Origin of the sequence: uncultured Brevundimonas sp. (assembly GCF_947305955.1) — a bacterium.
In the GTDB taxonomy this organism is placed as follows: Bacteria; Pseudomonadota; Alphaproteobacteria; order Caulobacterales; family Caulobacteraceae; genus Brevundimonas.
Genome location: NZ_CAMZFB010000017.1, coordinates 1 through 24,424, shown reverse-complemented (window position 1 = coordinate 24,424; position 24,424 = coordinate 1). Strand labels below are relative to the sequence as shown.

Annotated in this window: 28 protein-coding genes; 10 read left to right on the top strand and 18 right to left on the bottom strand. The window is 62.3% G+C overall.

What is annotated here, in order from left to right; all coding sequences use genetic code 11:
* Positions 1 to 69 precede the first annotated feature (69 nt).
* Together Q0Y42_RS06245 and Q0Y42_RS06240 are read left to right on the top strand one after the other, a co-directional pair.
* Positions 70 to 510: a MarR family transcriptional regulator gene (locus Q0Y42_RS06245; protein WP_297801331.1), complete on the top strand. Its 441-nt coding sequence runs from the start codon at positions 70 to 72 to the stop codon at positions 508 to 510.
* 48 nt (positions 511 to 558) lie between these two features.
* A complete protein-coding gene (locus Q0Y42_RS06240) occupies positions 559 to 1,023 on the top strand; it encodes a low molecular weight protein-tyrosine-phosphatase (RefSeq protein WP_297801328.1) in 465 nt (154 codons plus the stop codon).
* Between the two features lie 2 nt (positions 1,024 to 1,025).
* Here Q0Y42_RS06240 and Q0Y42_RS06235 read toward each other — a convergent pair whose 3' ends face one another.
* The 4 genes from Q0Y42_RS06235 to Q0Y42_RS06220 all read right to left on the bottom strand — a co-directional run bounded on the left by Q0Y42_RS06235 (position 1,026) and on the right by Q0Y42_RS06220 (position 4,524).
* Positions 1,026 to 1,355, bottom strand: coding sequence for a DUF2322 family protein (locus Q0Y42_RS06235; RefSeq protein ID WP_297801326.1), 330 nt, complete (start codon positions 1,353 to 1,355; stop codon positions 1,026 to 1,028).
* A gap of 63 nt (positions 1,356 to 1,418) precedes the next feature.
* On the bottom strand, positions 1,419 to 2,435 hold the full coding sequence (locus Q0Y42_RS06230; protein WP_297801323.1) for a kelch repeat-containing protein: 1,017 nt from the start codon (positions 2,433 to 2,435) through the stop codon (positions 1,419 to 1,421).
* Positions 2,436 to 2,454: 19 nt separating this feature from the next.
* Complete coding sequence (gene rsmD / locus Q0Y42_RS06225) at positions 2,455 to 3,030, bottom strand: 16S rRNA (guanine(966)-N(2))-methyltransferase RsmD (RefSeq protein WP_297801321.1); 576 nt, start codon at positions 3,028 to 3,030, stop codon at positions 2,455 to 2,457.
* A gap of 12 nt (positions 3,031 to 3,042) precedes the next feature.
* Positions 3,043 to 4,524, bottom strand: a complete 1,482-nt coding sequence (locus tag Q0Y42_RS06220; RefSeq protein WP_297801318.1) for a pseudouridine synthase — start codon at positions 4,522 to 4,524, stop codon at positions 3,043 to 3,045.
* Positions 4,525 to 4,536: 12 nt separating this feature from the next.
* Here Q0Y42_RS06220 and tadA point away from each other — a divergent pair, with 12 nt between their 5' ends.
* Together tadA and Q0Y42_RS06210 are read left to right on the top strand one after the other, a co-directional pair.
* Positions 4,537 to 4,989: a tRNA adenosine(34) deaminase TadA gene (gene tadA, locus Q0Y42_RS06215; RefSeq protein WP_297801316.1), complete on the top strand. Its 453-nt coding sequence runs from the start codon at positions 4,537 to 4,539 to the stop codon at positions 4,987 to 4,989.
* Between the two features lie 81 nt (positions 4,990 to 5,070).
* Complete coding sequence (locus Q0Y42_RS06210; protein WP_297801313.1) at positions 5,071 to 5,454, top strand: hypothetical protein; 384 nt, start codon at positions 5,071 to 5,073, stop codon at positions 5,452 to 5,454.
* On the opposite strand, the gene Q0Y42_RS06205 is transcribed toward Q0Y42_RS06210, so the two are convergent.
* Genes Q0Y42_RS06205 through Q0Y42_RS06195 form a run of 3 tightly spaced genes read right to left on the bottom strand, consistent with a single transcriptional unit; the run spans position 5,430 to position 7,710 of the window.
* Entirely contained in the window at positions 5,430 to 6,035 is a 606-nt protein-coding gene (locus Q0Y42_RS06205) for a GNAT family protein (RefSeq protein WP_297801311.1), read from the bottom strand. The genes Q0Y42_RS06210 and Q0Y42_RS06205 overlap by 25 nt on opposite strands.
* 1 nt (position 6,036) lies before the next feature.
* Positions 6,037 to 7,143 (bottom strand): 3-dehydroquinate synthase, encoded by a 1,107-nt coding sequence (gene aroB / locus Q0Y42_RS06200; RefSeq protein WP_297801309.1) that lies wholly within the window; start codon positions 7,141 to 7,143, stop codon positions 6,037 to 6,039.
* Positions 7,144 to 7,146: 3 nt separating this feature from the next.
* Entirely contained in the window at positions 7,147 to 7,710 is a 564-nt protein-coding gene (locus Q0Y42_RS06195) for a shikimate kinase (RefSeq protein WP_297801307.1), read from the bottom strand.
* 59 nt (positions 7,711 to 7,769) lie between these two features.
* Between Q0Y42_RS06195 and Q0Y42_RS06190 the strand changes: the two genes are divergently transcribed.
* The 4 genes from Q0Y42_RS06190 (at position 7,770) to Q0Y42_RS06175 (ending at position 10,855) form a co-directional block, all read left to right on the top strand.
* Positions 7,770 to 8,696 carry a site-specific tyrosine recombinase XerD gene (locus Q0Y42_RS06190; protein WP_297801305.1) on the top strand — a complete coding sequence of 309 codons (927 nt, stop codon included), beginning with the start codon at positions 7,770 to 7,772 and terminating at the stop codon, positions 8,694 to 8,696.
* Between the two features lie 94 nt (positions 8,697 to 8,790).
* Positions 8,791 to 9,741 (top strand): acetyl-CoA carboxylase carboxyltransferase subunit alpha, encoded by a 951-nt coding sequence (locus tag Q0Y42_RS06185; protein ID WP_297801303.1) that lies wholly within the window; start codon positions 8,791 to 8,793, stop codon positions 9,739 to 9,741.
* An 83-nt stretch (positions 9,742 to 9,824) separates the two neighbouring features.
* The gene (locus Q0Y42_RS06180) at positions 9,825 to 10,388 is read left to right on the top strand and encodes a response regulator (protein WP_297801301.1); all 564 of its coding nucleotides are present in this window, start codon (positions 9,825 to 9,827) and stop codon (positions 10,386 to 10,388) included.
* Positions 10,385 to 10,855, top strand: coding sequence for a chemotaxis protein CheE (locus Q0Y42_RS06175; RefSeq protein ID WP_297801298.1), 471 nt, complete (start codon positions 10,385 to 10,387; stop codon positions 10,853 to 10,855). The genes Q0Y42_RS06180 and Q0Y42_RS06175 overlap by 4 nt, the downstream gene beginning before the upstream one ends.
* Here the strand turns inward: Q0Y42_RS06175 and Q0Y42_RS06170 are convergent.
* The 5 genes from Q0Y42_RS06170 to Q0Y42_RS06150 form a co-directional block, all read right to left on the bottom strand.
* A complete protein-coding gene (locus Q0Y42_RS06170; RefSeq protein WP_297801389.1) occupies positions 10,852 to 12,675 on the bottom strand; it encodes an ABC transporter ATP-binding protein/permease in 1,824 nt (607 codons plus the stop codon). The two genes, Q0Y42_RS06175 and Q0Y42_RS06170, sit on opposite strands and share 4 nt — an antisense overlap.
* A gap of 80 nt (positions 12,676 to 12,755) precedes the next feature.
* Complete coding sequence (locus tag Q0Y42_RS06165) at positions 12,756 to 13,778, bottom strand: beta-eliminating lyase-related protein (protein ID WP_297801295.1); 1,023 nt, start codon at positions 13,776 to 13,778, stop codon at positions 12,756 to 12,758.
* A 5-nt stretch (positions 13,779 to 13,783) separates the two neighbouring features.
* Positions 13,784 to 14,638, bottom strand: a complete 855-nt coding sequence (locus Q0Y42_RS06160; protein ID WP_297801293.1) for a mechanosensitive ion channel domain-containing protein — start codon at positions 14,636 to 14,638, stop codon at positions 13,784 to 13,786.
* Positions 14,639 to 14,776: 138 nt separating this feature from the next.
* Positions 14,777 to 16,594, bottom strand: coding sequence for an ATP-binding protein (locus Q0Y42_RS06155; protein ID WP_297801291.1), 1,818 nt, complete (start codon positions 16,592 to 16,594; stop codon positions 14,777 to 14,779).
* Positions 16,595 to 16,702: 108 nt separating this feature from the next.
* A complete protein-coding gene (locus tag Q0Y42_RS06150) occupies positions 16,703 to 16,993 on the bottom strand; it encodes a BolA family protein (protein ID WP_297801289.1) in 291 nt (96 codons plus the stop codon).
* A gap of 46 nt (positions 16,994 to 17,039) precedes the next feature.
* Between Q0Y42_RS06150 and Q0Y42_RS06145 the strand changes: the two genes are divergently transcribed.
* On the top strand, positions 17,040 to 17,711 hold the full coding sequence (locus Q0Y42_RS06145) for a J domain-containing protein (protein ID WP_297801287.1): 672 nt from the start codon (positions 17,040 to 17,042) through the stop codon (positions 17,709 to 17,711).
* Positions 17,712 to 17,773: 62 nt separating this feature from the next.
* Positions 17,774 to 18,775: a cobaltochelatase subunit CobS gene (gene cobS / locus Q0Y42_RS06140; protein WP_297801285.1), complete on the top strand. Its 1,002-nt coding sequence runs from the start codon at positions 17,774 to 17,776 to the stop codon at positions 18,773 to 18,775.
* Between the two features lie 84 nt (positions 18,776 to 18,859).
* Here cobS and argC read toward each other — a convergent pair whose 3' ends face one another.
* The 6 genes from argC to proS all read right to left on the bottom strand — a co-directional run bounded on the left by argC (position 18,860) and on the right by proS (position 24,405).
* A complete protein-coding gene (gene argC, locus Q0Y42_RS06135; RefSeq protein ID WP_297801284.1) occupies positions 18,860 to 19,795 on the bottom strand; it encodes an N-acetyl-gamma-glutamyl-phosphate reductase in 936 nt (311 codons plus the stop codon).
* A 147-nt stretch (positions 19,796 to 19,942) separates the two neighbouring features.
* Positions 19,943 to 20,431, bottom strand: a complete 489-nt coding sequence (gene rpsI / locus Q0Y42_RS06130) for a 30S ribosomal protein S9 (RefSeq protein ID WP_292054399.1) — start codon at positions 20,429 to 20,431, stop codon at positions 19,943 to 19,945.
* 2 nt (positions 20,432 to 20,433) lie between these two features.
* On the bottom strand, positions 20,434 to 20,910 hold the full coding sequence (rplM, locus tag Q0Y42_RS06125) for a 50S ribosomal protein L13 (protein WP_292054400.1): 477 nt from the start codon (positions 20,908 to 20,910) through the stop codon (positions 20,434 to 20,436).
* Positions 20,911 to 21,099: 189 nt separating this feature from the next.
* Positions 21,100 to 21,834 (bottom strand): ABC transporter ATP-binding protein, encoded by a 735-nt coding sequence (locus Q0Y42_RS06120; protein WP_297801386.1) that lies wholly within the window; start codon positions 21,832 to 21,834, stop codon positions 21,100 to 21,102.
* Between the two features lies 1 nt (position 21,835).
* Complete coding sequence (locus Q0Y42_RS06115; protein ID WP_297801280.1) at positions 21,836 to 23,152, bottom strand: lipoprotein-releasing ABC transporter permease subunit; 1,317 nt, start codon at positions 23,150 to 23,152, stop codon at positions 21,836 to 21,838.
* A complete protein-coding gene (gene proS / locus Q0Y42_RS06110) occupies positions 23,149 to 24,405 on the bottom strand; it encodes a proline--tRNA ligase (protein WP_297801383.1) in 1,257 nt (418 codons plus the stop codon). Before proS ends, Q0Y42_RS06115 begins: the two co-directional genes overlap by 4 nt.
* Positions 24,406 to 24,424: the final 19 nt, after the last annotated feature.

Sequence of the window (24,424 nt, the reverse complement as noted above, 5' to 3'; positions counted from 1 at the left end):
CGCTCCTCCATTTTAGTTTCATTTGAAACCAGTTTGACGAGAGGCCCGTGCGGTGTCAACTGTGGCGCAATGCAGAACCCCGCCACATTCCGTCTTGATGACTTCCTGCCCTATCTGCTGTCGGTGGCGGCCAACGCGGTCAGCGACGCGGTATCGGCGACCTATAGCGCCTCGCACCAACTGAAGACGCCGGAATGGCGGCTGATCGCCGTGACAGCGCAGGACGGAGCCCTGACCCCGCTAGCGATTGGACAGCGCACCCGCATGGACAAGGTGACGGTCAGCCGCGCGGCCATGGCGCTGGTCGAGCGCGGATTTCTGCGCCGCTCGCCCAATCCTGACGACCAGCGCTCGCATCTGCTCAGCCTGACACCCGCCGGACGCGAGGTTTATGAGCATGTCGTCCCCCGCGCACTGGCCATCGAAGCCGAGATATTTGCTGATTACAGCGATGAAGAGCGGCGCGTCTTGGCCGAATTGCTCAAGAAGGCCCAGCAAGCGGCGCGTTAAACAACAGCCCCGTTGGCGTGAGCCGAACTGCCTTGCTAGGCTAACACCATGTTCAAGTCCGTTCTCTTCGTCTGTCTGGGCAACATCTGCCGCTCGCCTCTGGCCGAGGGCGCTTTCCGTGCCGAAGTCGCGCGCCGCAAGCTTCCCGTCGTGACCGACAGTGCGGGCACGGCGGCCTATCATATTGACGAAAAGCCGGACCCGCGCGCCATTGCGACCGCCAAACGAAACGGCGTGGATATTTCGGGACTTCGCGGGCGTCAGGTCAAACCTGCCGACTTCATGCGGTTTGACCACATCGTCGCCATGGATGCCGATAATCTGGCCAATCTGAAACGCATCATGCCTGCGGACGCGACCGCACAGCTCAGCCTGATGCTGGACTGGGCAGGTCGCCACGGGGAAAGCGTTCAGGACCCCTATTACGGCGATGATGACGGCTTCAACGTCACATGGTCCGATGTTGTCGAGGGGTCGAAGGGCCTCGCTGACCACTTAGAACAGAACCGATAGGCTCAGGCTGCAACCGAGCGGATTTGCAGAGGATCGGCACCGTCTACAATCGCGAACAGACGATCGATGTTCGGATGGGCACCGGGGCGGTTACGGGCATCCGGCGTGTGTTCGGCAAAGACGTCGATGCCATGCGATGCCGCCACGGCATCCAGAACACCAAACGTCTGTTGCAGATAGTTATAGACCGCCAGCGATCCCTGCTTGCCCGGCGCATTCTCTATGGTCGCGACAATGGCACCGTCAGCATCCAACAGCTCGATCCGTGCCAGCCCCTCAACGGACGGAAGAAGTTGCAGATTGTCTTTGAACGAGGCGGTGGGCTGGATCATCGAAGCGACTCTGTTGGCTGGGTGCGCCTGTCGTAACAGCTTGGTGCGGCCAGCCAAGCGGCATTAAAGCCGCAGGGCCTCGACCACGCCGCTGGCCTTGCCGCCCGAATAGACCTCGCCACCCGCCAGCGCATAGACGACGCCGTCAACCGAGCCCCCCGCCAAGCCGTGACGCGGCACGCCCATATCCGGGCCCCGCGTCCACTCATCGGCGGCGATGTCGTAAATCCACGTCTCGGTAAATACGCCGCCCGGTCGGGTCAGCCATTCCCCGCCAAAGGCCACCAGCTTGTCGCCAACAGTCGCCATCGCCAGACCGCCACCGACCTGATGGCCGCTTTCGGATGCCGGAATAGGTCGCAGGGTCACCCAGGTGTCGCTATGCGCGTCATAGCGGTCCAGCCGCCCTGTCCCCCGCCCGCCTTCGACCATGCGGCCACCCGTGACATAGATATGTTGGCCATGCACACTGGCAGCCGCACTGTTGCGGGCCTCGGGAGCCGGACGAGCGGTTTCCCACACGCCTTCGGACGCATCGAACACCAGCTGGGTCGTAACATCCGCCTGATCGTTCCACTGTCCATTCTTGCCGCCAGCGGGCGACCGCCCGCCGATTAGGTGGATGCGGTCATCGACGGTCGCGCCGACAGTCTCGGCCAGCGGCTGCGGCATCTGGCCCACAGGCCGCCACAGATCGCCATCCAGCACCCACACGTCGGTCATGGAGGTCCACTCGCCACCCTCGCGTCGGTCATACCCGCCCAAGGCCCAGACGTGACCCTTGGCGGTTGCCATCATCGGGTGATGGCGGGGCTGTGGCAGACGCGCTGCCTCGCTCCAGCTATCGGACGCGGGGTCATAGACGCCGACACGGTCGTTGATGCGGGTATGGAGGCGATCGCGAACCAAGCCCCCGGCGACATAGCTCTTGCCGTCCAGAACCGTGCAGTAAACTTCCTGCGTCGCCCACGGCATATCGGCTCGTCGCTGCCAGCGCGGGCTTGTTTGGCTGATGGCGATGTTGGGAAGGGCCGCCGTTGCGGCGACCGAGGCGATGAGGCTGCGGCGATGAATCATCATACGCCGCAGCCTATCAGCGTTATTGGGCCGCTGCGACCTTCAGGAACAGCACGCGTGCCGCGCCATAGTCGCGGGCATCCATGCGTTCATAGCCGGGGGTTTCGATCTCCGGCTCGTCAGAGCCGCGCTCGAAGACCACCACCGCATTCGGGGCCAGCCAGTTGCCTTCCAGCAGCTTGGCCAGCGTCTGCTCGCCCAGACCCTTGCCATAGGGCGGATCAAGGAAGGCCAGAGTGAAGGCTTCGCCTGCCGAGCCGGGGCGCGGGCCAAGGTCGGTCGCACTGCGGCGATGGACGCGGGTCCGGCCGAACAGGCCATAGGCGTCCATGTTCTCGCGGATGGCACCGCGCGCACCGTCGTCGGTCTCGACGAACAGGCAGAAGGCACCACCGCGCGAGATGGCCTCATAGCCCAGAGCGCCCGATCCGGCGTACAGGTCGATGATCCGTGCGCCGTCCAGTACGTCTTCGGCCCATGCGGCGTGTTCCAGCACGTTAAAGATGGCCTGCCGTGCGCGGTCGGAGGTCGGGCGGGTGCCCTGCCCCTCCGGCGCCACGATAGCGCGGCCTTTCAGACTGCCAGCGACAATCCTCATACGGCTGCGTCCTTACGAACGGCCACGCGGGCCGCCACGACCGCCCGACGGCTTGCCGCCAAACGGCTTGCCACCCGACGGACGCCCAGCGGGTTTGCCGCCAAAGGACTTGCCACCCGAACCGCCACGACGCTCGCCGTCACGGCCTTGCGGCTTGCGGCGGTCGTCGATGAACTGGTCGGCGCGCGGTTCGCGGTTGAACGGCTTGCGCGGACGATCACCGCCGAAGCCTTCACCCTCGGCACGTTCCGGACGGGCACGTGGCTTGAAGGTCTTCTTGTGCTCGAACTTCGGCGTGGCCTTGGCCCAGCCTTCCTTCTTCACAGGCTTGGCGGGCTTCTCCGGCACACCTTCCTCGGCAGCCTTGGCAGCGGCGCGGACGCGGCTGGGCTTACGCGACGGATCGGACATGGCCGAGCCCGAACGGCCCTTGATGATGGCACCAGCCGGACGACGGCCGGGAATCGGCGCCGGCGTGGCGACCGAGTTACCGGTCGGCAGGTTCTCGGGGCGGATATATTCGCTCAGCAGTTCGCGGATCACACGCGGGCCGACTTCCTCGACCGTGTTGACCGGCAGGGTGCCGAGGTTGAACGGACCGTAGGCCAGACGGATCAGACGGTTCACCTGAAGGCCGACGCTCTCCAGCACCTTACGGACTTCGCGGTTCTTGCCTTCGGTGATGGAGACGCTGATCCAGAGGTTAGCCGGACCCTTTTCCTCGCCGTCGACCTTTTCCTTGACCTTGTCGATGGTGGCTTCGATCGGGCCATAGCGGACGCCGTCCACTTCACAGCCGTCCTTCAGCTTGTCCAGACGTTCCTGAGTGATGCGGCCACGGGCGCGGGCGCGGTACTGACGGACCAGCGAGGTTTCCGGCAGTTCCAGAGCGCGGCTCAGCTCGCCGTCGTTGGTCAGCAGCAGCAGACCTTCGGTCGCCAAATCGAGGCGACCAACGGAGATCACGCGCGGCAGATCGGCCGGAAGCGCGTCCCACACGGTCGGGCGACCTGCCGGATCGTTGTGGCTGGTGATCAGGCCAGCGGGCTTGTGATAGCGCCAGACGCGGGTGGCCTCTGCGGCACCTACCGGCTTGCCGTCGACGGTGATGACGTCATCCCGCTTCACCAGCACGGCTGGCGTGTCGAGGATGCGACCGTTCACGGCGACCTTGCCCAGGCCGATCAGACGTTCCACCTCACGACGCGAAGCGATACCGGCGCGCGCCAAAGCCTTGGCGATACGTTCGGTACGTTCCGGGGTCGCGGGCTTCCCAGCCGGCTTGCCTGTTCTCGGGCCGCGATTCTCGAAACGGTCACCACGTTCAGGGCGATTCTCATCGCGCGAACGGGGGCCGCGATCGTCGAACTTGCGGTCTTTCTTGTCACCGGAGCCGAATTTCGGGCCCTTATCGGCGAATTTACGGGGACCACGCGGGGCGTCACCTTGACGCGCGCGGGGCTTCTTGTCGTTGTCTCGGGGATGGCGATCCATGATGAGCGGTTCATGAGCATGGCGCTGGATTTGGCGCAAGCGGCAGCTGAAGCTGGCGAGGTGCCTGTCGGCGCCGTGATAGTGAACGAAAAAACCGGCGAAGTGATAGGTAAAGGGCAAAATTGCCCAATCACAAGCCATGATCCGACAGCTCACGCTGAAATCGTGGCTCTGCGCGACGCTGCGGCCACGGTCGAGAATTATCGACTAACGGACCTCACTTTATATGTAACGCTGGAACCTTGCGCCATGTGCGCGGGCGCGATCAGCCATGCCCGCATCGGGCGCGTGGTCTGGGGAGCCGATGATCCCAAGGGCGGCGCGGTCCTGCACGGACCCAAATATTTCGATCAGCCTACCTGCCACTGGCGTCCCGAAACCGATCACGGTTTGCGGGCGGACGAAGCGTCCAGCCAGCTGAAAAACTTCTTCAAGGCGCGACGGAAAAAGGGAACGTTACGGTAAACCTTGAGTTAACCCACACTATCTGGGCGTGTTTCGTTCGCCGGAACGACGCGGCCCGCCAGATTGGATGGGATAAAGGTATTGCTGAAACGCACCGCCATTATAGCGGTATCCGTGGCTGTGTGCGGATGCCAGCAACACCCTAGCGCCGAAAAGTCTGCCGAGAGCATGCCGACAACGGCGGCCATACCGGCCAATCTGAACCCGTCGAAATATGCAGAATGGTTCCTGTCCTGTCAGGACGGCCAGCGCCTGACGGTCATGTTCGACCACCCGCGCAACATGGCGACGGTGCGGCGATCCGACGGACTGGCTTTCGACCTTGTGCGCCGCCCTACTTCGGGGGCCTATACCTATACGTCCGGCGGGAATGAGCTGAAGTCCGAGGGACAGACGGTCGCGTGGCGCACCGAACGTCTCAACGACACGCACTGCGAAATCTACGAAACCAAGCCCGTCGCCTGACGGAAGCGGTCCAGCCGCTGGATCAGGCCCTGTCGAACGGTTGGATAGTCATCGTCGAGTACAGCGAACTGGACCGTGTCGCGCATTCGTCCGGTCCAGGTGCGCTTATGCTTCCTCAGCGTACCCTCATAGACCGCGCCCAGCTTGCGGATCGCCGCCTGACTGGCCGCGTTGTTCGCGTCGGTGATGATCTCGACCCGCACCATACCGTGGTTGAAGGCATGCTCCAGCAGCAGAATCTTGGCCGCCGGATTGACGGCGCTGCCCCGCGATGAAGGCCGATAAAAGGTCGAGCCGATCTCGCACCGCAGGTGCTCTGGCTTGATCTCATAGAGGCTGGTGGTCCCGACCACCGCATTGTCCACCTTGCTTCGAACGGCATAGGCGATGCGCGATCCTGAAGCCATAGCCTTGAGCGCCGACGCCCACCAGACGTCAAAGTGCGGGCCGTAACCCGCAGAGACCATCCCTGACCATGCGTCGGGGTCATGATCCAGCGCCGCACGGACCTCTTCTTTTAGCGCGTCGCTGAACGGCTCAAGGTGTACGAAGTCGTTCTCGAGATCGCACACCGGAAGCATGTCAAAACGCCCCTTCGGCTTTGAGGAAGTCTAGCACGTCGCTTGCCTCTGCCGTCCGGTCGACAAAGGCGTCGCCGATCCCCTTGGCAAGGATCAGGGTCAGACGGCCTCCCTCGGCCTTCTTGTCCCCCAGCATCCGTTGCAGCAGTGCCTCGGCATTGAAGGTGTGCGCGATATCGGCAATGCGGGTCGGCAGGCCCGCGGCGCGGATGCCCTGCTCTGCCCGCTCGGCGTCCTGCGCCGAACACAGGCCATGGCGTGCAGAATAACGGAAGGCCATGGCACATCCGACGGCAACCGCCTCGCCATGGGTCAGTGTGTCATCAAAACCGACCTCGACCTCCAGCGCGTGACCGAAGGTGTGACCAAGGTTCAGCAGCGCACGGCGACCGGCCTCTTTCTCGTCTTCCCCGACCACCTGCGCCTTGATCTCGACCGAGCGCACCACAGCGGCCTTCAGCGCCTCGACATCGCCCTTGGCCCCCGCGGCCCCCTCGCCGGACAGCCAGTCGAAATAGGCGCGATCACAGATCAGGCCATGCTTCACAATCTCTGCCCAGCCCGAGCGGATCTGTCGTGCGGGCAAGGTGCCAAGCAGGTCGATATCGGCCAGCACCAGACGCGGCTGGTGGAAGGCCCCGATCAGGTTCTTTCCGCGCGGCGAGTCGATCGCCGTCTTGCCGCCCACCGATGAATCCACCTGAGCCAACAGAGTGGTCGGCACCTGAATGAAGTCGATGCCGCGCATATAAAGCGCCGCCGCCAGACCGGCGAGGTCGCCGATAACGCCGCCGCCCAGCGCCACGACCATGCTCTTACGGTCCAGCCCAGCGGCTATGGCGCTATCCAGCACGCGCTCAAGCTGTTCAAAGGATTTGGACGCCTCGCCCGCCGGAACAACGATCAGCTCTGCCGGAATGCCCGCTTCAGCCAGCGAGGCCATAGCCGTCACCGCGTGAAGTTCCGCGACGTTGGAATCGGTGACGACCACCATCTTCGTCGGCGCAAAGGCACGGGCCTCTGCCCCCAGTCCCGACAGCAGGCCGCGACCGACCTTAACCTCGTAACCGCGGAACGAGCCGCCCTCGACCGGGATGGATGTCGTCATGATTCAGCTATTCTTTTTCGCGTAGCGCCGAAGTTCGGTCAGCATGGCCTCGACCGCCACGCCATGCGAACCGCCGCCGACATCAACAGTCAGGTCGGCTTCGGCATAGATCGGGTAACGCTTCTCGGACAGTTCACGCAGAACTTCCAAGGTATCTCGCCCACGCAGCAAGGGCCGCGTGTCGCGCCGCCCCACGCGCTCGGCGATGACTTCCAGATCGGCGCGCATCCAGACGGTGACAGCGTTCTGTTTCAGGGCCGCGCGCGTTTCGGGGTTCATCATCGCGCCGCCACCGGTGGCCAGCACAATCGGCGGCCCTTCCAGAAGACGTTTCATCACGCGGGCTTCGCCCGCGCGGAACTCGTCCTCGCCTCGGGTCGCAAAAATTTCGCTGACGGTCATGCCCGCAGCAGCTTCGATCTCGTGATCGCCATCCGCGAACGGCAGGCCGAGCCGCATGGCCAGACGACGGCCCACTGTCGACTTGCCAACGCCCATGAGCCCCACCAACGCAATGGTGCGGTTCAACTTCAAAATAGGAGAATCGGGCGAAGCAGCGCAGTTCATGTTCTTAACGCCCTCTTCTATACACGGATGACCGAACCTCGCACCCCTAAGCCGCGCCAATGACCCCACAAATCGAAGCCTTTTTGGAAATGATGGCGGTTGAACGCGATGCCTCACCGCACACGCTGGCTGCCTATGGTCGCGACCTTGCGGATGCAGAAACAAATTTGTCCGACGCCGGAGGATTGTTGAAGGCGGCGCAGGAGGATGTCGAGGGCTGGTTCTCCGACTTGTCGCGGCGCGGATTGTCCGCAGCTACGGCGGCCAGACGCCGCGCATCGGTACGCCAGTTCTACCGCTTTGCCGTCGGCGAAGGCTGGCGCGAGGATGATCCCTCACGACGGCTGGACGCCCCGAAACAGGGACGCCCTCTGCCCAAGACACTCAGTCGCGAAGAGGTCGAGCGTCTGCTTAAGACCATCGCCAAGGAAGACAGCCATTCCGCCCTGCGTCTGATGACCCTGATTGAACTGACCTATGCGTCGGGCATGCGGGTATCGGAGGTGCTTGGCCTCAAGGTCTCGGCGGTACAGCGTGATCCGGCCTATCTGATCGTCACCGGCAAGGGGAACAAGGAACGGCTGGTGCCACTGAACGATTCCGCCCGCGAGGCCGTGAAGTCTTGGCTGGCGGTGCGCGCCCTGCCCCGTGGCAAGTCTCCGACTAAGAAGGCCGAGGCGGCGCTGGCGGCCAATCCGTGGCTGTTCCCGTCTTCGGGACGTTCCGGCCATCTGACACCGCGTCGCTTCGAGCAACTTCTGGATCAGGCCGCCATCGCGGCGGGCATTGATCCGGCACGTGTCAGCCCGCACGTCCTGCGGCACGCCTTTGCCACCCACCTGCTGGAAGGCGGCGCGGACCTGCGTGTGGTTCAGACCCTTTTGGGCCATGCCGACATCTCGACCACCCAGATCTATACCCACGTGGCGACAGACCGTCTTTCGCAGGTCGTGCATTCGTCGCACCCGCTGGCGCGCAAAAACTGATATGCTGCTGTCTCTTGCCCCGAAGCCCGACGGGTTTTAGGGTCCGCCACCTTTCCGTAGCGCCAAGATGGCGCGGTCGTTACACGGGCGCTTTATGGCCACGCACTATCTCGAATTCGAAAAACCCATCGCCGAACTGGAAGCAAAGATCGCCGAGCTTTCGCAGCTCGCTCCGTCCAGCGGTGACTTTGGCGAAGAGATCGAGACCCTGAAAGCCAAGGCCAAGGCCTTGCGCACCGAAACCTATCAGAACCTCGATCCGTGGATGCGTACGCAGGTGGCACGCCACCCTCAGCGTCCGCACTTCATCGACTATATCGACGGCCTGTTCACCGATTTCGAAGAACTGCACGGCGACCGCCAATTCGGCGACGACCAAGCTATCCTCGGTGGTGTGGCCCGTTTCCGTGGTCAGGGCGTGGTTATCATGGGCCACGAAAAGGGCCACGACACCCAAACCCGCCTGAAGCACAACTTCGGCATGGCCCGCCCCGAGGGCTATCGCAAAGCGGTGCGCCTGATGGACATGGCCGAGCAGTTCGGCCTTCCGGTTCTCAGCTTCGTCGATACCGCGGGTGCTTATCCGGGCCTCGGCGCGGAAGAGCGCGGTCAGGCCGAGGCCATCGCCCGCTCGACCGAGCGCGGCCTGACGCTGGGCGTGCCCTATATCGCCACCGTTACGGGTGAAGGCGGTTCGGGCGGTGCCATCGCCATCGCCGCGGCCAACCGCGTGATGATGCTGGAACACTCGATCTATTCGGTCATCTCGCCGGAAGGTGCCGCAGGTATCCTGTGGCGCGACGGCAGCCGCGCCAAGGATGCGGCTATGGCCATGCGAATCACCGGCCCCGACCTGATGGAGCTGAAGATCGTTGATCGCGTGATCAAGGAACCGCTGGGCGGTGCCCACACCGCTCCGGACGCCGCCATCAAGTCGGTCGGTGATGCCCTTGAGGAAGAGCTAAAATCCCTGTCGGACCTGAGCGAGCAAGAGCTTCGCGCACAACGCGCTGATCGCTTCTACGCCATCGGCCGACTGGGCTAATCCGACACCGATAGCTTTGCCATGGGCCAAGTGCAGTTTATGCATTATGGCAAAGCTATTGAGTGTTTTTGGAGACGGTTGGCTTGTCCTACCTGACGTCGCGTTCACCCGGCATCGGTGAATCACTGCCAGAAAGTGCCGTCTTCAACTTTGAAGGCGCGGTGACCATGGTCATCGACGATTCCCCGTTCGCCCGCGAGTTGACCATGAGGGCGCTCGCGGGCTTTGGCCTTAAAACCCGCCACGCTTGCAGTTCGGCGGTGGAAGCCATCGAAATCCTGCGCGACAACCCCGTGGACCTGATCCTCGTCGATTCCGACATGCCCGGCATGTCCGGCTTCGAGTTCGTCCGCTGGCTGCGCCGCTCAAAGCTGGAACCGAACGCTTTTGCGCCGGTGATCCTGACAGCGGCCCACGTGCGCCAGTCCAAGGTGCAGGAAGCGCGGGACTGTGGTGCCAACTATCTGATCACCAAGCCCTTCAGCTCGCTTACCCTTCTGGAGCGAATTGTCTGGGTTTCGCGCGATAACCGTCCATTCCTCGAGGTTGGCGACTATCTGGGCCCCGACCGTCGTTTCCGTACTGAACCCTATGCCGGCCCCGAGCGTCGCGCGTTGGAAATCCGCAAGAAGGAAGGCAAGGAATGACGACCGTTATCACCCACAACCGTCGCCGCTCGCGCCTGTCGGACCTGATTGACCAACCCGGCGGCCTCAGCACCGTGATAGCCCTGAAACAGGCCCGCGCGAACCTTTCCGAGGTCGAAGGCGAAAGTGTGGATCTGGTGTCGGAAGCCATCCAGAAACTGTCGGAACTGCCCGCGCCGCAAACGGTCGAGGAAGTATCCGAGGCCCTGCTCAATGCCTACCGCCTGACGACGGACATTATCGATTCCGCCGGACCGTTCGACCGTGATGATCTGTGCCGCGCGGCGACCAATCTGTGCGACCTGCTGGACGGCTCGCCAACGGACCGGATGTTCGATTGGCGCATCATCACGGTGCACGCTCAAAGCTTCCGCCTGCTGCTGAACCTGCCGCTGGAAGAGAAGGCTGCCCGCCAACAGGTGCTGGACAGCCTCAAGGAAGTCCTGCGCGCCAAGCTGGGCGGTTAATCGGCGTCGCCTGATCGCGTTTGCTTGCGCCACAGCTGGGCGTATTCACCACCCTGACGGGCCACCAGTTCGTGGTGGGTGCCACGCTCGATGATCTGGCCCTGCTTCAGGACCAGTATCTGGTCGGCATCCACAATGGTGGACAGGCGGTGCGCGATAACCAGAGTGGTTCGACCATTACGGGCCTTTTTCAGCGTCTGCTGGATTGAGGCCTCTGTGCGACTGTCGAGCGCGCTGGTCGCCTCGTCCAGAATGAGCACGCAAGGATCGGCGATCAGAGCCCGCGCTATACCGACGCGTTGACGCTCGCCACCGGACAGTTTCAGGCCCCGCTCACCGACACGGGTTTGAAGCCCCTCCGGCAGAGTGCGGATGAAATCGCCCAACTCGGCCGCTTCTACTGCTGCCCAAATCTCGGCTTCCGACGCGGATGGACGGGCAAAGGCGATATTGGCCGACAGCGTATCGTTGAAGAGCGCCACGTCCTGCGGGACCAAGGCCACCGACTGGCGCAATGACGTCTGGCGCACTTCTCGCAGATCACGGCCATCAAGCGACACCACGCCGGACTGCGGGTCCAGCAGACGCAGGGCCAGCTTCACAATCGTCGATTTGCCCGAACCGGAAGGCCCGACCAGCGCCGTCGTAGTGTGCGCGGGAACGACAAAACTGACATCGGTCAGTCCATTTGCACGGGCATCGTGACGGAAGCTGACATGCTCGAATTTCAGCTCGCTGCCACAGCCACAGTCAGGCCGTTGCAGGTCCAAAGCGTTGGGCGCATCCGACACCTTCGGAACCTCACGCATAACTTTAAGCATTTCTTCCATATCAATGAAAGATTGGCGAATTTCTCGATACGCAAAGCCTAGAATATTCAGCGGCTGATAAAGCGAAGTCATGATCAGAACCGCAGCGGTAACGTCCCCCGGCCCCATACGGCCCGCTGCGGCCTCGAAGCCTGCCAGCACTGCCAGAACACCCAGACCCAGGTTCATGATCAGGGCTTGAATCATGTTCAGCGCCGCCAGCGAGGCGTTCGCCTTCAGCGATGCGCGGGCATAGTTGCTGAGCGCCTCTTCATAGGCACCGGACGTGCGCTGCTCGGCACCGAACGACTTCACCGTCTCATAGTTCAGCAGAGCATCGACAGACAGGCCCGCAGCCTCTGCGTCCGCCGCATTCATCGTGCGACGATGCTCAAGTCGCCAGTTGGCCATACCGAACGTCACGGCGGCATAGACGGCCACCACGACAATCGCGACCAAGGCAAAGCGCCAGTTGTATTTCCCGCCCAGAACGGCAGCGGCCAAGATCAACTCGAGCGCCGTTGGCCCGAGGTTGAACATCAAGATACGCAAAAGGAAATCGACCGCCCTAGCCCCGCGATCCATCACGCGTGAGAGGGTGCCGGATCGCTTGGTCTGGTGAAAATCTAGCGACAGATTCAGCGCGTGGGCAAAGGCATCGGATGCCGTCTGCTTTTGCGCCGCCGCTCTAACAGGCGCGAATACAAGATCGGACAGCTGTGGCGTGGCCGAGGCCAGAAAGCGGATTAAAGCCCAGCCGACAGCAAAGGCCGCAAAGCCAAGCCCGACCGATACCGCAGCCCCCTGCCCTTCGGACAGTTTGTTGACGGCAGCACCCAAGACCAACGGAGCCAGAACACCCAAACCCTTGCCGGCAAGAGTCAAACCGGTCGATCCGGCCAGACGCCAGCCCAGATAAGGCGCGCGCGACCGTGCGACCAGTTTGATCAGGCTGCCGATCGCTTGGAAGGTACCGGGCGCTTCACTAGGCGGGGCAACGCCCGCATTCATGGCCTTGGCGGTCACATCCCCGCCGCGCGAACCACCTCTATCACCCCGCATGGTCCGCTCCTTGCCGATACCCGATAGCCTTAGACCCGACCTAAACCGCCAAGCACGGCGATGAGTTCATCAACCGCTGCTTCTTTCGTCGCCCAAGAGCATACGAAACGCGCCGAGCCATCGTCAAAAGCATAGGCCGCGAAACCTTTGGCACGGACAGCCTCCAGCGCTTCTGGCGGCATGCGGACAAAGACCGCATTGGACTCCACCGGATGGGCCAGAACAAAGGGTGTGTTTGCCTCAATGCCATCGGCCAGCTTTTGCGCCATTGCATTGGCGTGTTGGGCACCTGACAGCCATTCGCCGCTGGCCAGCAATCCCGCCATCGGCGCGGACAACAGACGCCCCTTGGAGGCGGTCTGTCCGGCCTGTTTGATGCGGTTATCAATCCGGCGGGACAGTGACCGGTTTAGAACGACAAGCGCCTCGACACCGTTCGCCCCTGCCTTGGCACCGCCCAGACTGATGATATCCACGCCCATGCGACCCAGCACGTGCGGGTCAAACCCCGCAGCCACAGCATTGGCCAAACGGGCACCATCCACATGGACGCCCAGCCCAGCGGCCTTAGCCATGCGGACCAGCCGCGACATCTCTTCCTCGGAATAGACGGTCCCGTATTCCGTGCACTGGGTCAGTGTCAGGGCCGCCGCCGGTTGGCGATGCCCAACGACAGGCTCCTCCAACGCTGCCGCCAGCGCGTCTTCATCGATCTTGCCCGAATATCCCGGCAGGCCGATCAGCCCCACGCCATGGCCGAAGAAACCGGGTGCCCCCGTCTCATCCGTGCAGACGTGCGCCGTATGGTGGGCCAGAACGGCCTCGAACGGCTGGGCCAGCATGGACAGGGCGATGGAATTGGCCGCCGTCCCGCTGAACACAAAGCGCACATCCGCCTCTACATCCAGCAACTGGCAAACCAGTTCGGCAGCCTTACGGGTATATTCGTCTGCGCCATATCCGGCGGCAAAATCGCTATTGGCGTCGATCAGGGCCTGTAGGGCCGAAGGCGCCATTCCAGCCGTGTTGTCGGACGCAAAATCGTATCGCAAGGCACTCAGTCTTTCTGGGAGGACAGTGACGCCTGCTCTGTCTCAGCAGGCCCACCGTGTCCATAGTTGATTGCGACCTGGTGGGGATAGGGGATTTCGATACCGGCCTTGTCCAGCGCCTCCTTGCCCGCCTGCAACATATCTGCGGACGTCTGGAAGTGGTCGTCGGAACGGACCCACGCATGGACCGTGATCTCGACCGCACTATCCAGAAGAGCGGATACGCCGGTCCAGATGGCGGGTTCTTTCAGGACAGCGGAATGGTTCTCGGCTACCGTTTGCAGGACCTTGCGCGCCTTGTTCAGATCATCGCCATAGCCGACAGTAAACTTCAGCTCGACACGGCGCATCGCCTGCCCACTCAGGTTGATGATAATATCACCAAGTACCTTCGAATTTGGCACTACAATCTTGTTATTGTTGCCATTTCTAAGCTGGGTCGTGAACAGGTCGAGCTTCTGGACAGAGCCGACAACGCCGCCCAAATCGATCACATCACCGACGCGATACGGACGCAGCAACAGCAGCATGACGCCCGCCGCAACGTTGGACAATGTCCCCTGAAGCGCCAGACCCACGGCCAGCGACGCGGCACCCAGAACCGCGATGATCGAGGTGGTCTGGACGCCCAACCGTTGCAGCACGGCGATCATACCGATGATGATCACGACCACCCGTACAATCTGCACGAGGAAGGCGAGAACCGTCGGATCGCGACGGACGGTACGCGTGCGCGACAATATCTTTCGCGCAGCCGAACTCGCCCACTTTGCGGCGATCAGGGTGAGGACAAAGATGATCGCCGCGATCGTGAAGTTGACCGCGAACGCCCCCAAAAGGTCGATGGCTTTAGCGATCAAAACCGCATCTACGGACAAACGCTGGTCAATGGCCTCTAGTGTGGGTGCAAGCGATTCTGGGGGCGTACCGATATTCGTCATGGGACAAGGCTAACGCCTTGGCGGCTGATTGGAACCACAAACTCTACAGTTTTCCGATCAGGCCGCCTCTTCGCGGATATCCGTCACCGGTGCCAAACGGCGCAGCGCATCACGCCCGAAAGTCGCGCGCTGCATATAGGTGGCCAACTGGCGGAAATCGATCGGCTTGTTCAGATAGGCATCCGCCCCGGCCGCAAATCCCGCACGATGGTCCTCTGCCCGCGCAGACGCTGAGAGCACGATCACCGGCGTGTCGGCATTCGGATTGTCACCCTCGCGGATGCACCGTGTTGCCTCCAGGCCATCCATAATCGGCATGTTCACATCCATAACGATCAGGTCAAAGGCATAGAGTTTGGCCAGATCTAATGCGGCTTGCCCGTTCTCCGCGCTGACCGCCTCGTGACCGTTACTGCCCATCCACGCTTCGAGGATCATACGGTTCACCGGATGGTCTTCCACGACCAGCACACGCATGCCCGAAACCTGTGTCGTGTCAGTATCCGCTTCCAGAGTCGGAGCCTCATCCGACCATGCCACGACCTCGGCTTCGACCGAGAAGGTGAAGACAGAGCCCTTCCCAACTTCAGACGACACATGAATATCGCCATGCATAATGTTGGCAAGACGACGGGAAATGGTCAGCCCTAGCCCCGTGCCGCCGAACTTGCGCGTCGAGGAATTGTCGATTTGGGTGAACGGCTGGAACAGTCTTTGCAGGTCATCCTCAGATATGCCTGCCCCGCTGTCAGCCACCGAGAAATCAAATGCGACGCGATTGTCGCTCAGCTTCTGGGCGTGCACGCCATACCGGATTCCACCCGTTTCAGTGAATTTCACCGCGTTGGACAGGAGGTTCGACAGTATCTGCGACACGCGTAGCGGGTCACCACGCACAACGGTCGGGACGTCGCCGGTGAACTCTGCAGTGATAGTCAGGCCCTTGGCCTTGGCCTGTGCCTCGAACGGCGACAGCAGGCGGCGGTGAAGCGCATTCAGGTCGATATCCACCACTTCAAACGCCATCTTGCCAGCCTCGATCTTGGTCAGGTCGAGGATGTCGTTCAACAGCGACAACAGGCTGTCGCCCGAGTTGCGGATGATCGACAGCATTTCGCGCTGTTGCGCGTCCAGACGTGATGCGCTCAGCAACTGGGCTGCACCGAGTACGCCATTCATAGGCGTACGCAGTTCATGCGAGATGACGCCAAGGAAGTTGGACTTGGCTTGGTTGGCCGCATCGGCCTTGTCACGGGCGGCTTCAAGCTCGCTGATCAGGTGGTTCTGATGCTCCTGGAAGGCCACGATCCGCTCTTCACGCAGCATGGTCATCAGAACCAGCACCACCAGACCGCCCATCATCAGCGGTCCAAGCGACAGAAAGGCCCAGAACTCGTTCGTTCCCCACAGCGACGCAGCCATAACCATGGCCGCCACACCATAAGGTGATGAAATAAGAACAGCTTGTCGCGGAGAGTTGCGAAGTTGCGCGAAGACGAGCACATAGCCCGACGCCAGCAAGGCCACGGCCATTTCACGCCCGAACGAGCGCGTCGAGAACCACGCCAACAGCGGCGCAACCGCCCAGACAGCCGTCGTCACCGTCGCAACGATCGGCAGCACAGTGCCCCAGCCCTGACGCTCGCGTCGGCTGGCACGGCGCTCGGCCGCACTACGAATTGTTCCTGCAATCAAGGTGGCCACCAGCCACCCCAGTCCCGTCACCCAACCCAGCGCGGCGCATACTGCGACACCCCAACTCAGAATGATCAGGTAGCGCAGATATTGCGTTTCGAGAATCGCACTTAACGCCTGCGCTGCTGCACCCGGTGCGTCGCCCCCAAGGCCACGACCGATACTGCCTCCACCAACCATTTAGACCGCCCCCATTCCCCACGGCGATTTGAACGATGGCGACATTAGGGCGGAGTCGCTAAGACACCGTGAACGCCATCCCGAACAATGTTCTTTTTGAAAAGTCCTTTAGTCCGAAGGACTTAATGCCTTGATTGAGAGCGCATGGACAGGCCCCGCAAGCTCGTCTGCCAGTATTTTTTGAACCAGACGTTGTCGTTCGATGCGCGACAGGCCCTCGAATTTCTCGCTCACCACTACTAGATTGAAGTGGGATTCACCGCCCTCGGTCCCATCCACGCCGCCATGCACAAAATGGCCGCCGTGGCGCGCGCTGTCGTCTTCCAACTCGATCCGTTGCGGAGATAACGCGGCAGACAGCTTTTCTCGGATTATTTGGGCAACTTGGCCGTTAGCCATCGATCAAGTCCTTGAAGCAACACAAATCGGCTCTACACTTTACGGAATGTCTGCGTCATTCGAATACAAACCCCGTTTCACCGATATCCGGGTGAAGCCGCCCAAGCCCGAAGAGGAAGCGGCGGAGAAAGACGTACTGCACCTGAAGCCCGGCGAGAAGCCATGCGACTTCGAAGGCTGTTCAAAACCGGCCACCGCCCGCGCGCCCAAATCGCGCGAGCGCATGAACGACTTCTATAATTTCTGCCAAGCCCACGCCGCCCAGTACAACAAGAGCTGGAACTTCTACGCCGGTATGACCGAGGCGCAGATCCGTGCGGCGCAGGAAAACGAGGCCATGACTGGCGGACGCCCGACATGGGACATGAAGGTCAGCCGCAATTCCCGCGTTACCGCCGCCATGAACGCCAAGATGGGTGCCAAAGGTGCTGCCAGCGGCTGGCAGGACAGCTTTGGTCTGTTCGAGCGCCGCGTGAACGATCAGGCTGGGCCTGTGATGTCCGAGGCCGAGGCCCGCCTGGGCCGTCTGGAACGTCAGGCCATGGCCGATCTGGGGCTGGACGCCAGCGCCACCAAGGAAGAGGTCAAGGCCCGCTATCACGAGCTGCTGAAACGCTTCCACCCCGACACCAACGGCGGCGACCGCGCCACCGAGGCAAAACTCCAAAACGTGATCAAAGCGTACAAGACGCTTAAAAAGGCCGGACACGCGGCCTAACACTCTGCCCGTAACAGTTTATGGCGGTTGAGCCATGAACGCGCCCGCACTAAGGGAGTGCAATGACCTCTCCGCTCGAAAACACCGCTGATACCCTGCTGACGCTCGCACCGCACCGCAAGGCGACCGTGCGCGAGATTTTCGGCATCGATTCCGACATGGTTGTGCCGGTCTTTGACGAGCGCGACAGCCATGTGCCCGAGATCGATCCGACCTATCAGTTCGATCCCCAGACCACGATCGCCATTTGCGCGGGCTTTGCGTTTGACCGCCGCGTCATGGTTCAGGGCTATCACGGCACCGGTAAGTCGACCCACATCGAGCAGGTCGCCGCCCGCCTGAATTGGCCGCTGGTGCGTATCAACCTGGACAGCCACGTCAGCCGTATCGACCTGATCGGCAAGGACGCCATCGTCCTGAAGGACGGCAAGCAGATCACCGAATTCCGTGAAGGCATCCTGCCGTGGGCGCTGCAACGCCCCGTCGCCCTCGTGTTCGACGAATACGATGCCGGTCGCCCCGATGTGATGTTCGTGATCCAGCGCGTTCTGGAGGCCCAAGGGGCCCTGACCCTGCTGGACCAGAACCGCGTCATCCGCCCGAACCCCTATTTCCGCCTGTTTGCCACGGCCAACACCGTGGGTCTGGGCGACACGACGGGGCTGTACCACGGTGCGCAGCAGATCAACCAAGCCCAGCTGGACCGCTGGAACATCGTCACCACGCTGAACTATCTGGATCACGACGTGGAGGCCGAGATCGTGGCCGCCAAGGTGCCGCAGTACGCCGACGAGAACGGCCGTCGCCAGATCGCGGCCATGGTCCGCGTGGCTGACATGACCCGCAACGCCTTCATGAACGGCGACATCTCGACCGTCATGTCGCCGCGTACGGTCATCACCTGGGCCCAGAACGTCGAGATCTTCGGCGATGTGGGCACGGCCTTCCGCCTGACCTTCCTGAACAAGTGCGACGAGCTGGAACGCCCGACCATCGCCGAGTTCTATCAGCGCGCCTTCGGCGAGGACCTGCCCGAAGCCGCCATGCGGGTGAAGGTGGGCTAAAGCCCCCTCGCCTCTCCGCACATACAAAAAGGCCCGCCACGGATCACCGCGGCGGGCTTTTTTATGGGTTGGTCAGGGCCGCGTTCAGCGCAGGCCCGTGCCTTCATCGAGGCCCAGCATGATGTTCAGGTTCTGGACCGCAGCGCCCGATGCGCCCTTGCCCAGATTGTCCAGCATGGCCACCAGTCGCGCCTGTCCGCCATTGCGGTCACCGAACACATGCAGACGCACGGTATTGGTGCCGTTCAGGGCTTCCGGCTCGATGCCGGTCATGGCCTCGGACGCTTCCAGATCGACGACCTCGACGAAACGCTGGCCCGCATAGGCTTCGACCAGAGCGCCGTGGATGCGTTCGATCGACGGCGTTTCCGGCAGGGCCGACAGGTGCAGCGGCACCTCGACCAGCATGCCCTGGCGATAGTTGCCGACAGCCGGCGAGAACAGCACCGGGCGGTTCAGGCCCGTGTGCTTGGTCATTTCCGGCACATGCTTGTGCTTCAGCGACAGGCCGTAGCCACGGAAGGCGGTCGAAGCGCCCTCGGCTTCAAACTCGGCGATCATGGCCTTGCCGCCGCCCGAATAACCGGACACGGCATTGATGGTCACCGGATGATCGGCCGGAACGATGCCTGCCTTCACCAGCGGACGCATCAGGGCGATGAAGCCGGTCGGATAACAGCCGGGGTTCGACACGCGGGTCGAGTTGGCGATGGCGTCGCGCTGGCCCTTGTCCATCTCGGCAAAGCCGTAAACCCAGTTCGGATCGACGCGATAGGCGGTCGAAGCGTCGATCACGCGCACCTTGTCGTTCTCGATCATCGAGACAGCCTCGCGCGCGGCATCATCCGGCAGGCACAGGATGACGGCATCGGCGCTGTTCAGCGCCTCGCGTCGGGCTTCCACATCACGGCGTCGGTCGCCCAGCAGCATCAGTTGCAGGTCGGTGCGCGCCTCTAGGCGTTCGCGGATTTCCAGACCGGTCGTGCCGGCCTCGCCGTCGATGTAGATGGTGTGGGTCAACTCACTCTAATCCCTAAGCCGCAACGGTGCGGCGACGCTGACATAATAGGCTTGGGCGCGGGCCACAATCCGCCCAAAGCCCAAAAGAAAAGAGCGCCCCGGATTTCTCCGGAACGCCCCTTCCAAATACCGATCGCGGTAAAGCGATTAGCGCTTCGAGAACTGGAAGCTGCGGCGTGCTTTCGCGCGGCCGTACTTCTTACGTTCAACGACGCGGCTGTCGCGGGTCAGGAAGCCGTGCGGCTTCAGAACCTTGCGCAGTTCCGGCTCGTAGTGGGTCAGAGCGTGCGACAGGCCGTGGCGGATAGCACCAGCTTGGCCCGACAGGCCCGAACCGGTGACGGTGCAGACGACGTCGTACTGGGTAGCACGGTCAGCAACGTTCAGCGGCTGAGCAACCATCATTTGCAGAACCGGACGAGCGAAGTAGTCAGCGACGTCCTTGCCGTTGACGGTGATCTTGCCGGTGCCGCGCTTCACCCACACGCGGGCGATGGCGTTCTTACGCTTGCCGGTCGAGTACGAACGGCCCAGGGCGTCGATCTTCGGCTCGCGGACGATGGTTTCAGCAGCTTCGGTGCCGAGGCCCTTCAGGGCGTCGAAACCAGCGGCGGTTTCTTGAGTCACGTCGGTCATGATCAGACGCTCCGGGTGTTCTTGGCCGACATCGACTTGAAGTCGATGGTTTCGGGCTGTTGAGCTTCGTGATCGTGGTTCGGACCAGCGAACAGACGCAGGTGAGTCATTTGCTTACGAGCCAGCGGCGACTCTTTCGGCAGCATGCGCTCAACGGCCTTCTCGAGGACGCGCTCCGGGAAACGACCGCCCAGAACCTTCTCCGGGGTGGTTTCCTTGATGCCGCCCGGGTGACCGGTGTGGCGATAGTAAACCTTGTCGGTGTTCTTCTTGCCGGTGAAAACAACCTTGTCGACGTTGGTGACGACGACGTAGTCGCCCATGTCAACGTGCGGGGTGTAGGTCGGCAGGTGCTTACCGCGCAGGCGGTTAGCGATGAAGGTCGCGAGACGGCCAACAACGACGCCTTCAGCGTCGATATGGATCCACTTCTTCTCGACCTCAGCCGGCTTTTGTGCAGCCGTAGTGCTCTTCAGCATATTGAGGGTCCTAAAGACAAAAAACAGTCCGTCCCCGAGGGGAGGACATTGGCGGGCTTGATAATGCGGGTTGCACAAAAGGTCAACGTCAATCCACAGGCTGAAAAATAGCCAATAGATTGAAATTTAAGCACTTTTTGTGGTTGGTATTAAAATACCCAGCATTTGGTATTAAAATACCACATCAACCTACCACCCTTGGCTCTGGGCCTCGCGCTCTTCCAGATGACCGTCCTTCAGGGCGAAGACGCGGTCCATATGTCCTGCCAGTTCCATATTGTGCGTGGCGATCAGCGCGGCCACGCCCTCTTCTTTTGCCAAACGGCGCAGGGATTCAAACACGGTATGGCTGGTGCTGGGGTCGAGGTTGCCTGTCGGCTCGTCGGCCAGCAGCAAGCGCGGATTGTTGGCCAGCGAACGCGCAATGGCCACGCGCTGCTGCTCACCGCCCGAAAGCTGGGCAGGCTGGTGCAGCACACGGTCGGCCAGACCCAGGGCGGACAACATTTCGGTGGCGCGGGCGCGGGCGGCCGCTTCCTTCACGCCTGCGATACGCATCGGCAGGGCCACGTTGTCGCGGGCGTCAAACTCGGGCAGCAGGTGATGGAACTGATAGACGAAGCCGATACGGCCCAGACGGATGCGCGTGCGGGCACGTTCATCCAGAGCGCCAACGTCCTCGCCGTCGATCAGAACCTGACCCGAAGTCGGGCGCTCCAGCAGGCCCGCCGCGTGCAGCAGCGACGACTTGCCCGAGCCGGAAGGACCGATCAGGCCGACCACCTCGCCCGGCATGATGTCCAGATCGACACCCTTGAGCACGGTCAGCTCCCCCTGCCCCGTCTTGTAGGTGCGGGTGACGCCACGCAGCGACAGGGTCGGTGCGCCCTCGACACGAGCGGACGAGGCCTTCTTTTTCAGCAGATTATTCAAAGCGCAGGGCCTCCACCGGATCGATCCGCGACGCATTCCACGACGGCGGCAGGCTGGCGAGGCAGCTCATGAAGAAGGAGAAGACGGCGACCCAGGTCACATCCCACGGGTCCACATCCGCCGGAACCGAGTCCAGCATATAGACGTCGGCATTGAACAGCTGGACACCCAGCAGGGCCTCAAGGAAGTGCTGGATCGAGCCGATGTTCAGGCAGAACAGCAGACCCAGCGTAAGGCCTGCGATCGTGCCGCCGATGCCGATGGCCGCACCCGACACGAAGAAGATACGCAGGATGGCCGACTGGCTGGCCCCGATGGTGCGCAGGATGGCGATGTCGCGGGTCTTGTTCTTCACCAGCATGACGATGCCGCTGATGATGTTCATGGCAGCGATGGCGACCACCATGCCCAGAATGATGCTCATGGCCACGCGCTCGACCTTCAGCGCGCCCCAGATGGCGGCCTGGCGGTTGCGCCAGTCGCTGACGACCGAACCCGGACCGGCGGCGCGGGCGACCGCATCGGTCAGCTGCTCGACCTTGTCCGGCTCATCGACCTTCAGCTCGATGACGTCCCAGACGCCATCCTTGCCAAAGAAGAGCTGGGCCTGTTCCAGCGGCATGAAGACATAGGCGCGGTCATAGTCCGAAGCGCCAGAGGAATAGATACCGCCGACGATATAGGTCTTTTCCAGACCGCCCAGATTACCGAATGCGCTGTCGGCACCCGTCGGGGAATAAAGGGTAATCGGGTCACCGACGCGCAGACCCATTTCATTGGCCAGCGTCTTGCCGACGAGAACGTTATCGCCGCCCCACTCGCCCTTGCCGAAGCTGGCCTTGGCCTGTTCGTCGAGGGATTCATAAATGTATTTGCTGGCCTGCAGGTCCTGCGGGCGGACGCCACGCACGATGCCGCCGGTCGCGGCACCGGCCACGCGGAACATGGCCGCGTTTTCGGTATAGGGGCTGACCGATGCCACCCCCGGCAGGTCGCCGATGCGTTTCAGGGCGTCGTCACGATCGCCCGCCCACAGCACCGGCCCCTGAACATACATATGACCGTTGAACGACAGGATCCGGTCCATCAACGTGCCGCGGAAGCCCGCCATGATGCTCATCACACTGATGAGCACAGCCACCGCCAGCATGATGCCGACGAAGCTGATGATGGCGATCAGGGCCACCCCGCCCTCCTTGCGCTTGGCGCGGAGGTAACGCAGGGCCAGTCCGATCTCCCACGAGGAGAACGGACCGGACGAACGTGCGGGGGACGGCGACGGAGCGGATCCGGTCGCGAGTTCGGTCATTTCGTCAGCAGCTCCACAGCAGCTTCCAGAGACAGGGTTTGCTTTTCACCGGTCGCGCGGCGCTTCAGCTCGACAACGCCGTCAGCCAGACCCTTCGGACCGATGACCAGTTGCCACGGAATACCGATCAGATCGGCGGTGGCGAACTTGCCGCCCGGACGCTCGTCGGTGTCGTCGTACAGGACGTCCTTGCCGGCGGCTTCCAGCATCTTCACGGCCTGCTCGCAGGCGGCGGTGACAGCTTCGTCGCTGTTACGCATGGAGATGACGGCCACGTCGAACGGAGCGACCGAATCCGGCCAGATGATGCCGTTGTCGTCGTGGCTGGCTTCGATGATCGCGCCCAACAGACGCGACACGCCGATGCCGTACGAGCCCATGTGGACTTCGGTGTCCTTGCCGTCCGGACCGGCCACCTTGGCCTTCATCGGGGCCGAGTATTTGGTGCCGAAGTAGAAGATGTGGCCGACTTCGATGCCACGGGCCGACAGACGGTCGCCCTCGGCGGTTTCGCTCTCGAAACGAGCGGCGTCGTGCATTTCTTCGGTCGCTGCATAAAGCGCGGTACGCTCGTCAAAGACGGCTTCCAGCTGCTCGACGCTCAGGTCGTGGCCCGGAGGTGCCATTTCGACCAGCTTGCGGTCGCAGAAGACTTCGCTCTCGCCGGTGTCGGCCAGCACGATGAACTCGTGCGACAGGTCGCCGCCGATCGGGCCGGTGTCGGCGCGCATCGGCACGGCCTTCAGACCCAAACGCGAGAAGGTGTTCAGATAGGCCGCAAACATACGCTTGTAGGCGATGCGGGCCGATGCCTCGTCGATGTCGAACGAATAGGCGTCCTTCATCAGGAACTCGCGGCCACGCATCACGCCGAAGCGCGGACGGCGCTCGTCGCGGAACTTCCATTGGATGTGGAAGAGGTTCAGCGGCAGCGACTTGTAGGACTTCACATAGCCACGGAAGATGTCGGTGACCATTTCCTCGTTGGTCGGGCCGTACAGCAGCTCGCGCTCGTGACGGTCGGTGATGCGCAGCATCTCCGGACCATAGGCGTCATAGCGGCCCGACTCGCGCCACAGGTCCGCCAGTTGCAGCGTCGGCATCAGCAGCTCGACGGCACCGGCCTTGGTCTGCTCTTCGCGGACGATGTTCTCGATCTTGCGCAGCACACGCAGACCCAGCGGCAGCCAGGCATAGATGCCAGCGGCCTTAAGATCCTCCATGCAAGCAGGAGCACCAGCAACAACGAACATGGCGCGACCATTCAAGTAC

Bases quoted from the DNA above. Each gene is read 5' to 3' on its own strand.
- Q0Y42_RS06245 (WP_297801331.1), top strand. From the start codon at position 70: ATGCAGAACCCCGCCACATTCCGTCTTGATGACTTCCTGCCCTATCTG.
- Q0Y42_RS06240 (WP_297801328.1), top strand. From the start codon at position 559: ATGTTCAAGTCCGTTCTCTTCGTCTGTCTGGGCAACATCTGCCGCTCG.
- Q0Y42_RS06235 (WP_297801326.1), bottom strand. From the start codon at position 1,355: ATGATCCAGCCCACCGCCTCGTTCAAAGACAATCTGCAACTTCTTCCG.
- rsmD (WP_297801321.1), bottom strand. From the start codon at position 3,030: ATGAGGATTGTCGCTGGCAGTCTGAAAGGCCGCGCTATCGTGGCGCCG.
- Q0Y42_RS06220 (WP_297801318.1), bottom strand. From the start codon at position 4,524: ATGGATCGCCATCCCCGAGACAACGACAAGAAGCCCCGCGCGCGTCAA.
- Q0Y42_RS06170 (WP_297801389.1), bottom strand. From the start codon at position 12,675: ATGAATGCGGGCGTTGCCCCGCCTAGTGAAGCGCCCGGTACCTTCCAA.
- proS (WP_297801383.1), bottom strand. From the start codon at position 24,405: ATGTTCGTTGTTGCTGGTGCTCCTGCTTGCATGGAGGATCTTAAGGCC.
- Q0Y42_RS06185 (WP_297801303.1), top strand. From the start codon at position 8,791: ATGGCCACGCACTATCTCGAATTCGAAAAACCCATCGCCGAACTGGAA.
- tadA (WP_297801316.1), top strand. From the start codon at position 4,537: ATGAGCATGGCGCTGGATTTGGCGCAAGCGGCAGCTGAAGCTGGCGAG.
- Q0Y42_RS06230 (WP_297801323.1), bottom strand. From the start codon at position 2,435: ATGATGATTCATCGCCGCAGCCTCATCGCCTCGGTCGCCGCAACGGCG.
- Q0Y42_RS06155 (WP_297801291.1), bottom strand. From the start codon at position 16,594: ATGGTTGGTGGAGGCAGTATCGGTCGTGGCCTTGGGGGCGACGCACCG.
- aroB (WP_297801309.1), bottom strand. From the start codon at position 7,143: ATGACGACATCCATCCCGGTCGAGGGCGGCTCGTTCCGCGGTTACGAG.
- rplM (WP_292054400.1), bottom strand. From the start codon at position 20,910: ATGCTGAAGAGCACTACGGCTGCACAAAAGCCGGCTGAGGTCGAGAAG.
- Q0Y42_RS06190 (WP_297801305.1), top strand. From the start codon at position 7,770: ATGACCCCACAAATCGAAGCCTTTTTGGAAATGATGGCGGTTGAACGC.
- cobS (WP_297801285.1), top strand. From the start codon at position 17,774: ATGACCTCTCCGCTCGAAAACACCGCTGATACCCTGCTGACGCTCGCA.
- Q0Y42_RS06145 (WP_297801287.1), top strand. From the start codon at position 17,040: ATGTCTGCGTCATTCGAATACAAACCCCGTTTCACCGATATCCGGGTG.
- rpsI (WP_292054399.1), bottom strand. From the start codon at position 20,431: ATGACCGACGTGACTCAAGAAACCGCCGCTGGTTTCGACGCCCTGAAG.
- Q0Y42_RS06175 (WP_297801298.1), top strand. From the start codon at position 10,385: ATGACGACCGTTATCACCCACAACCGTCGCCGCTCGCGCCTGTCGGAC.
- Q0Y42_RS06195 (WP_297801307.1), bottom strand. From the start codon at position 7,710: ATGAACTGCGCTGCTTCGCCCGATTCTCCTATTTTGAAGTTGAACCGC.
- Q0Y42_RS06115 (WP_297801280.1), bottom strand. From the start codon at position 23,152: ATGACCGAACTCGCGACCGGATCCGCTCCGTCGCCGTCCCCCGCACGT.
- Q0Y42_RS06150 (WP_297801289.1), bottom strand. From the start codon at position 16,993: ATGGCTAACGGCCAAGTTGCCCAAATAATCCGAGAAAAGCTGTCTGCC.
- Q0Y42_RS06205 (WP_297801311.1), bottom strand. From the start codon at position 6,035: ATGCTTCCGGTGTGCGATCTCGAGAACGACTTCGTACACCTTGAGCCG.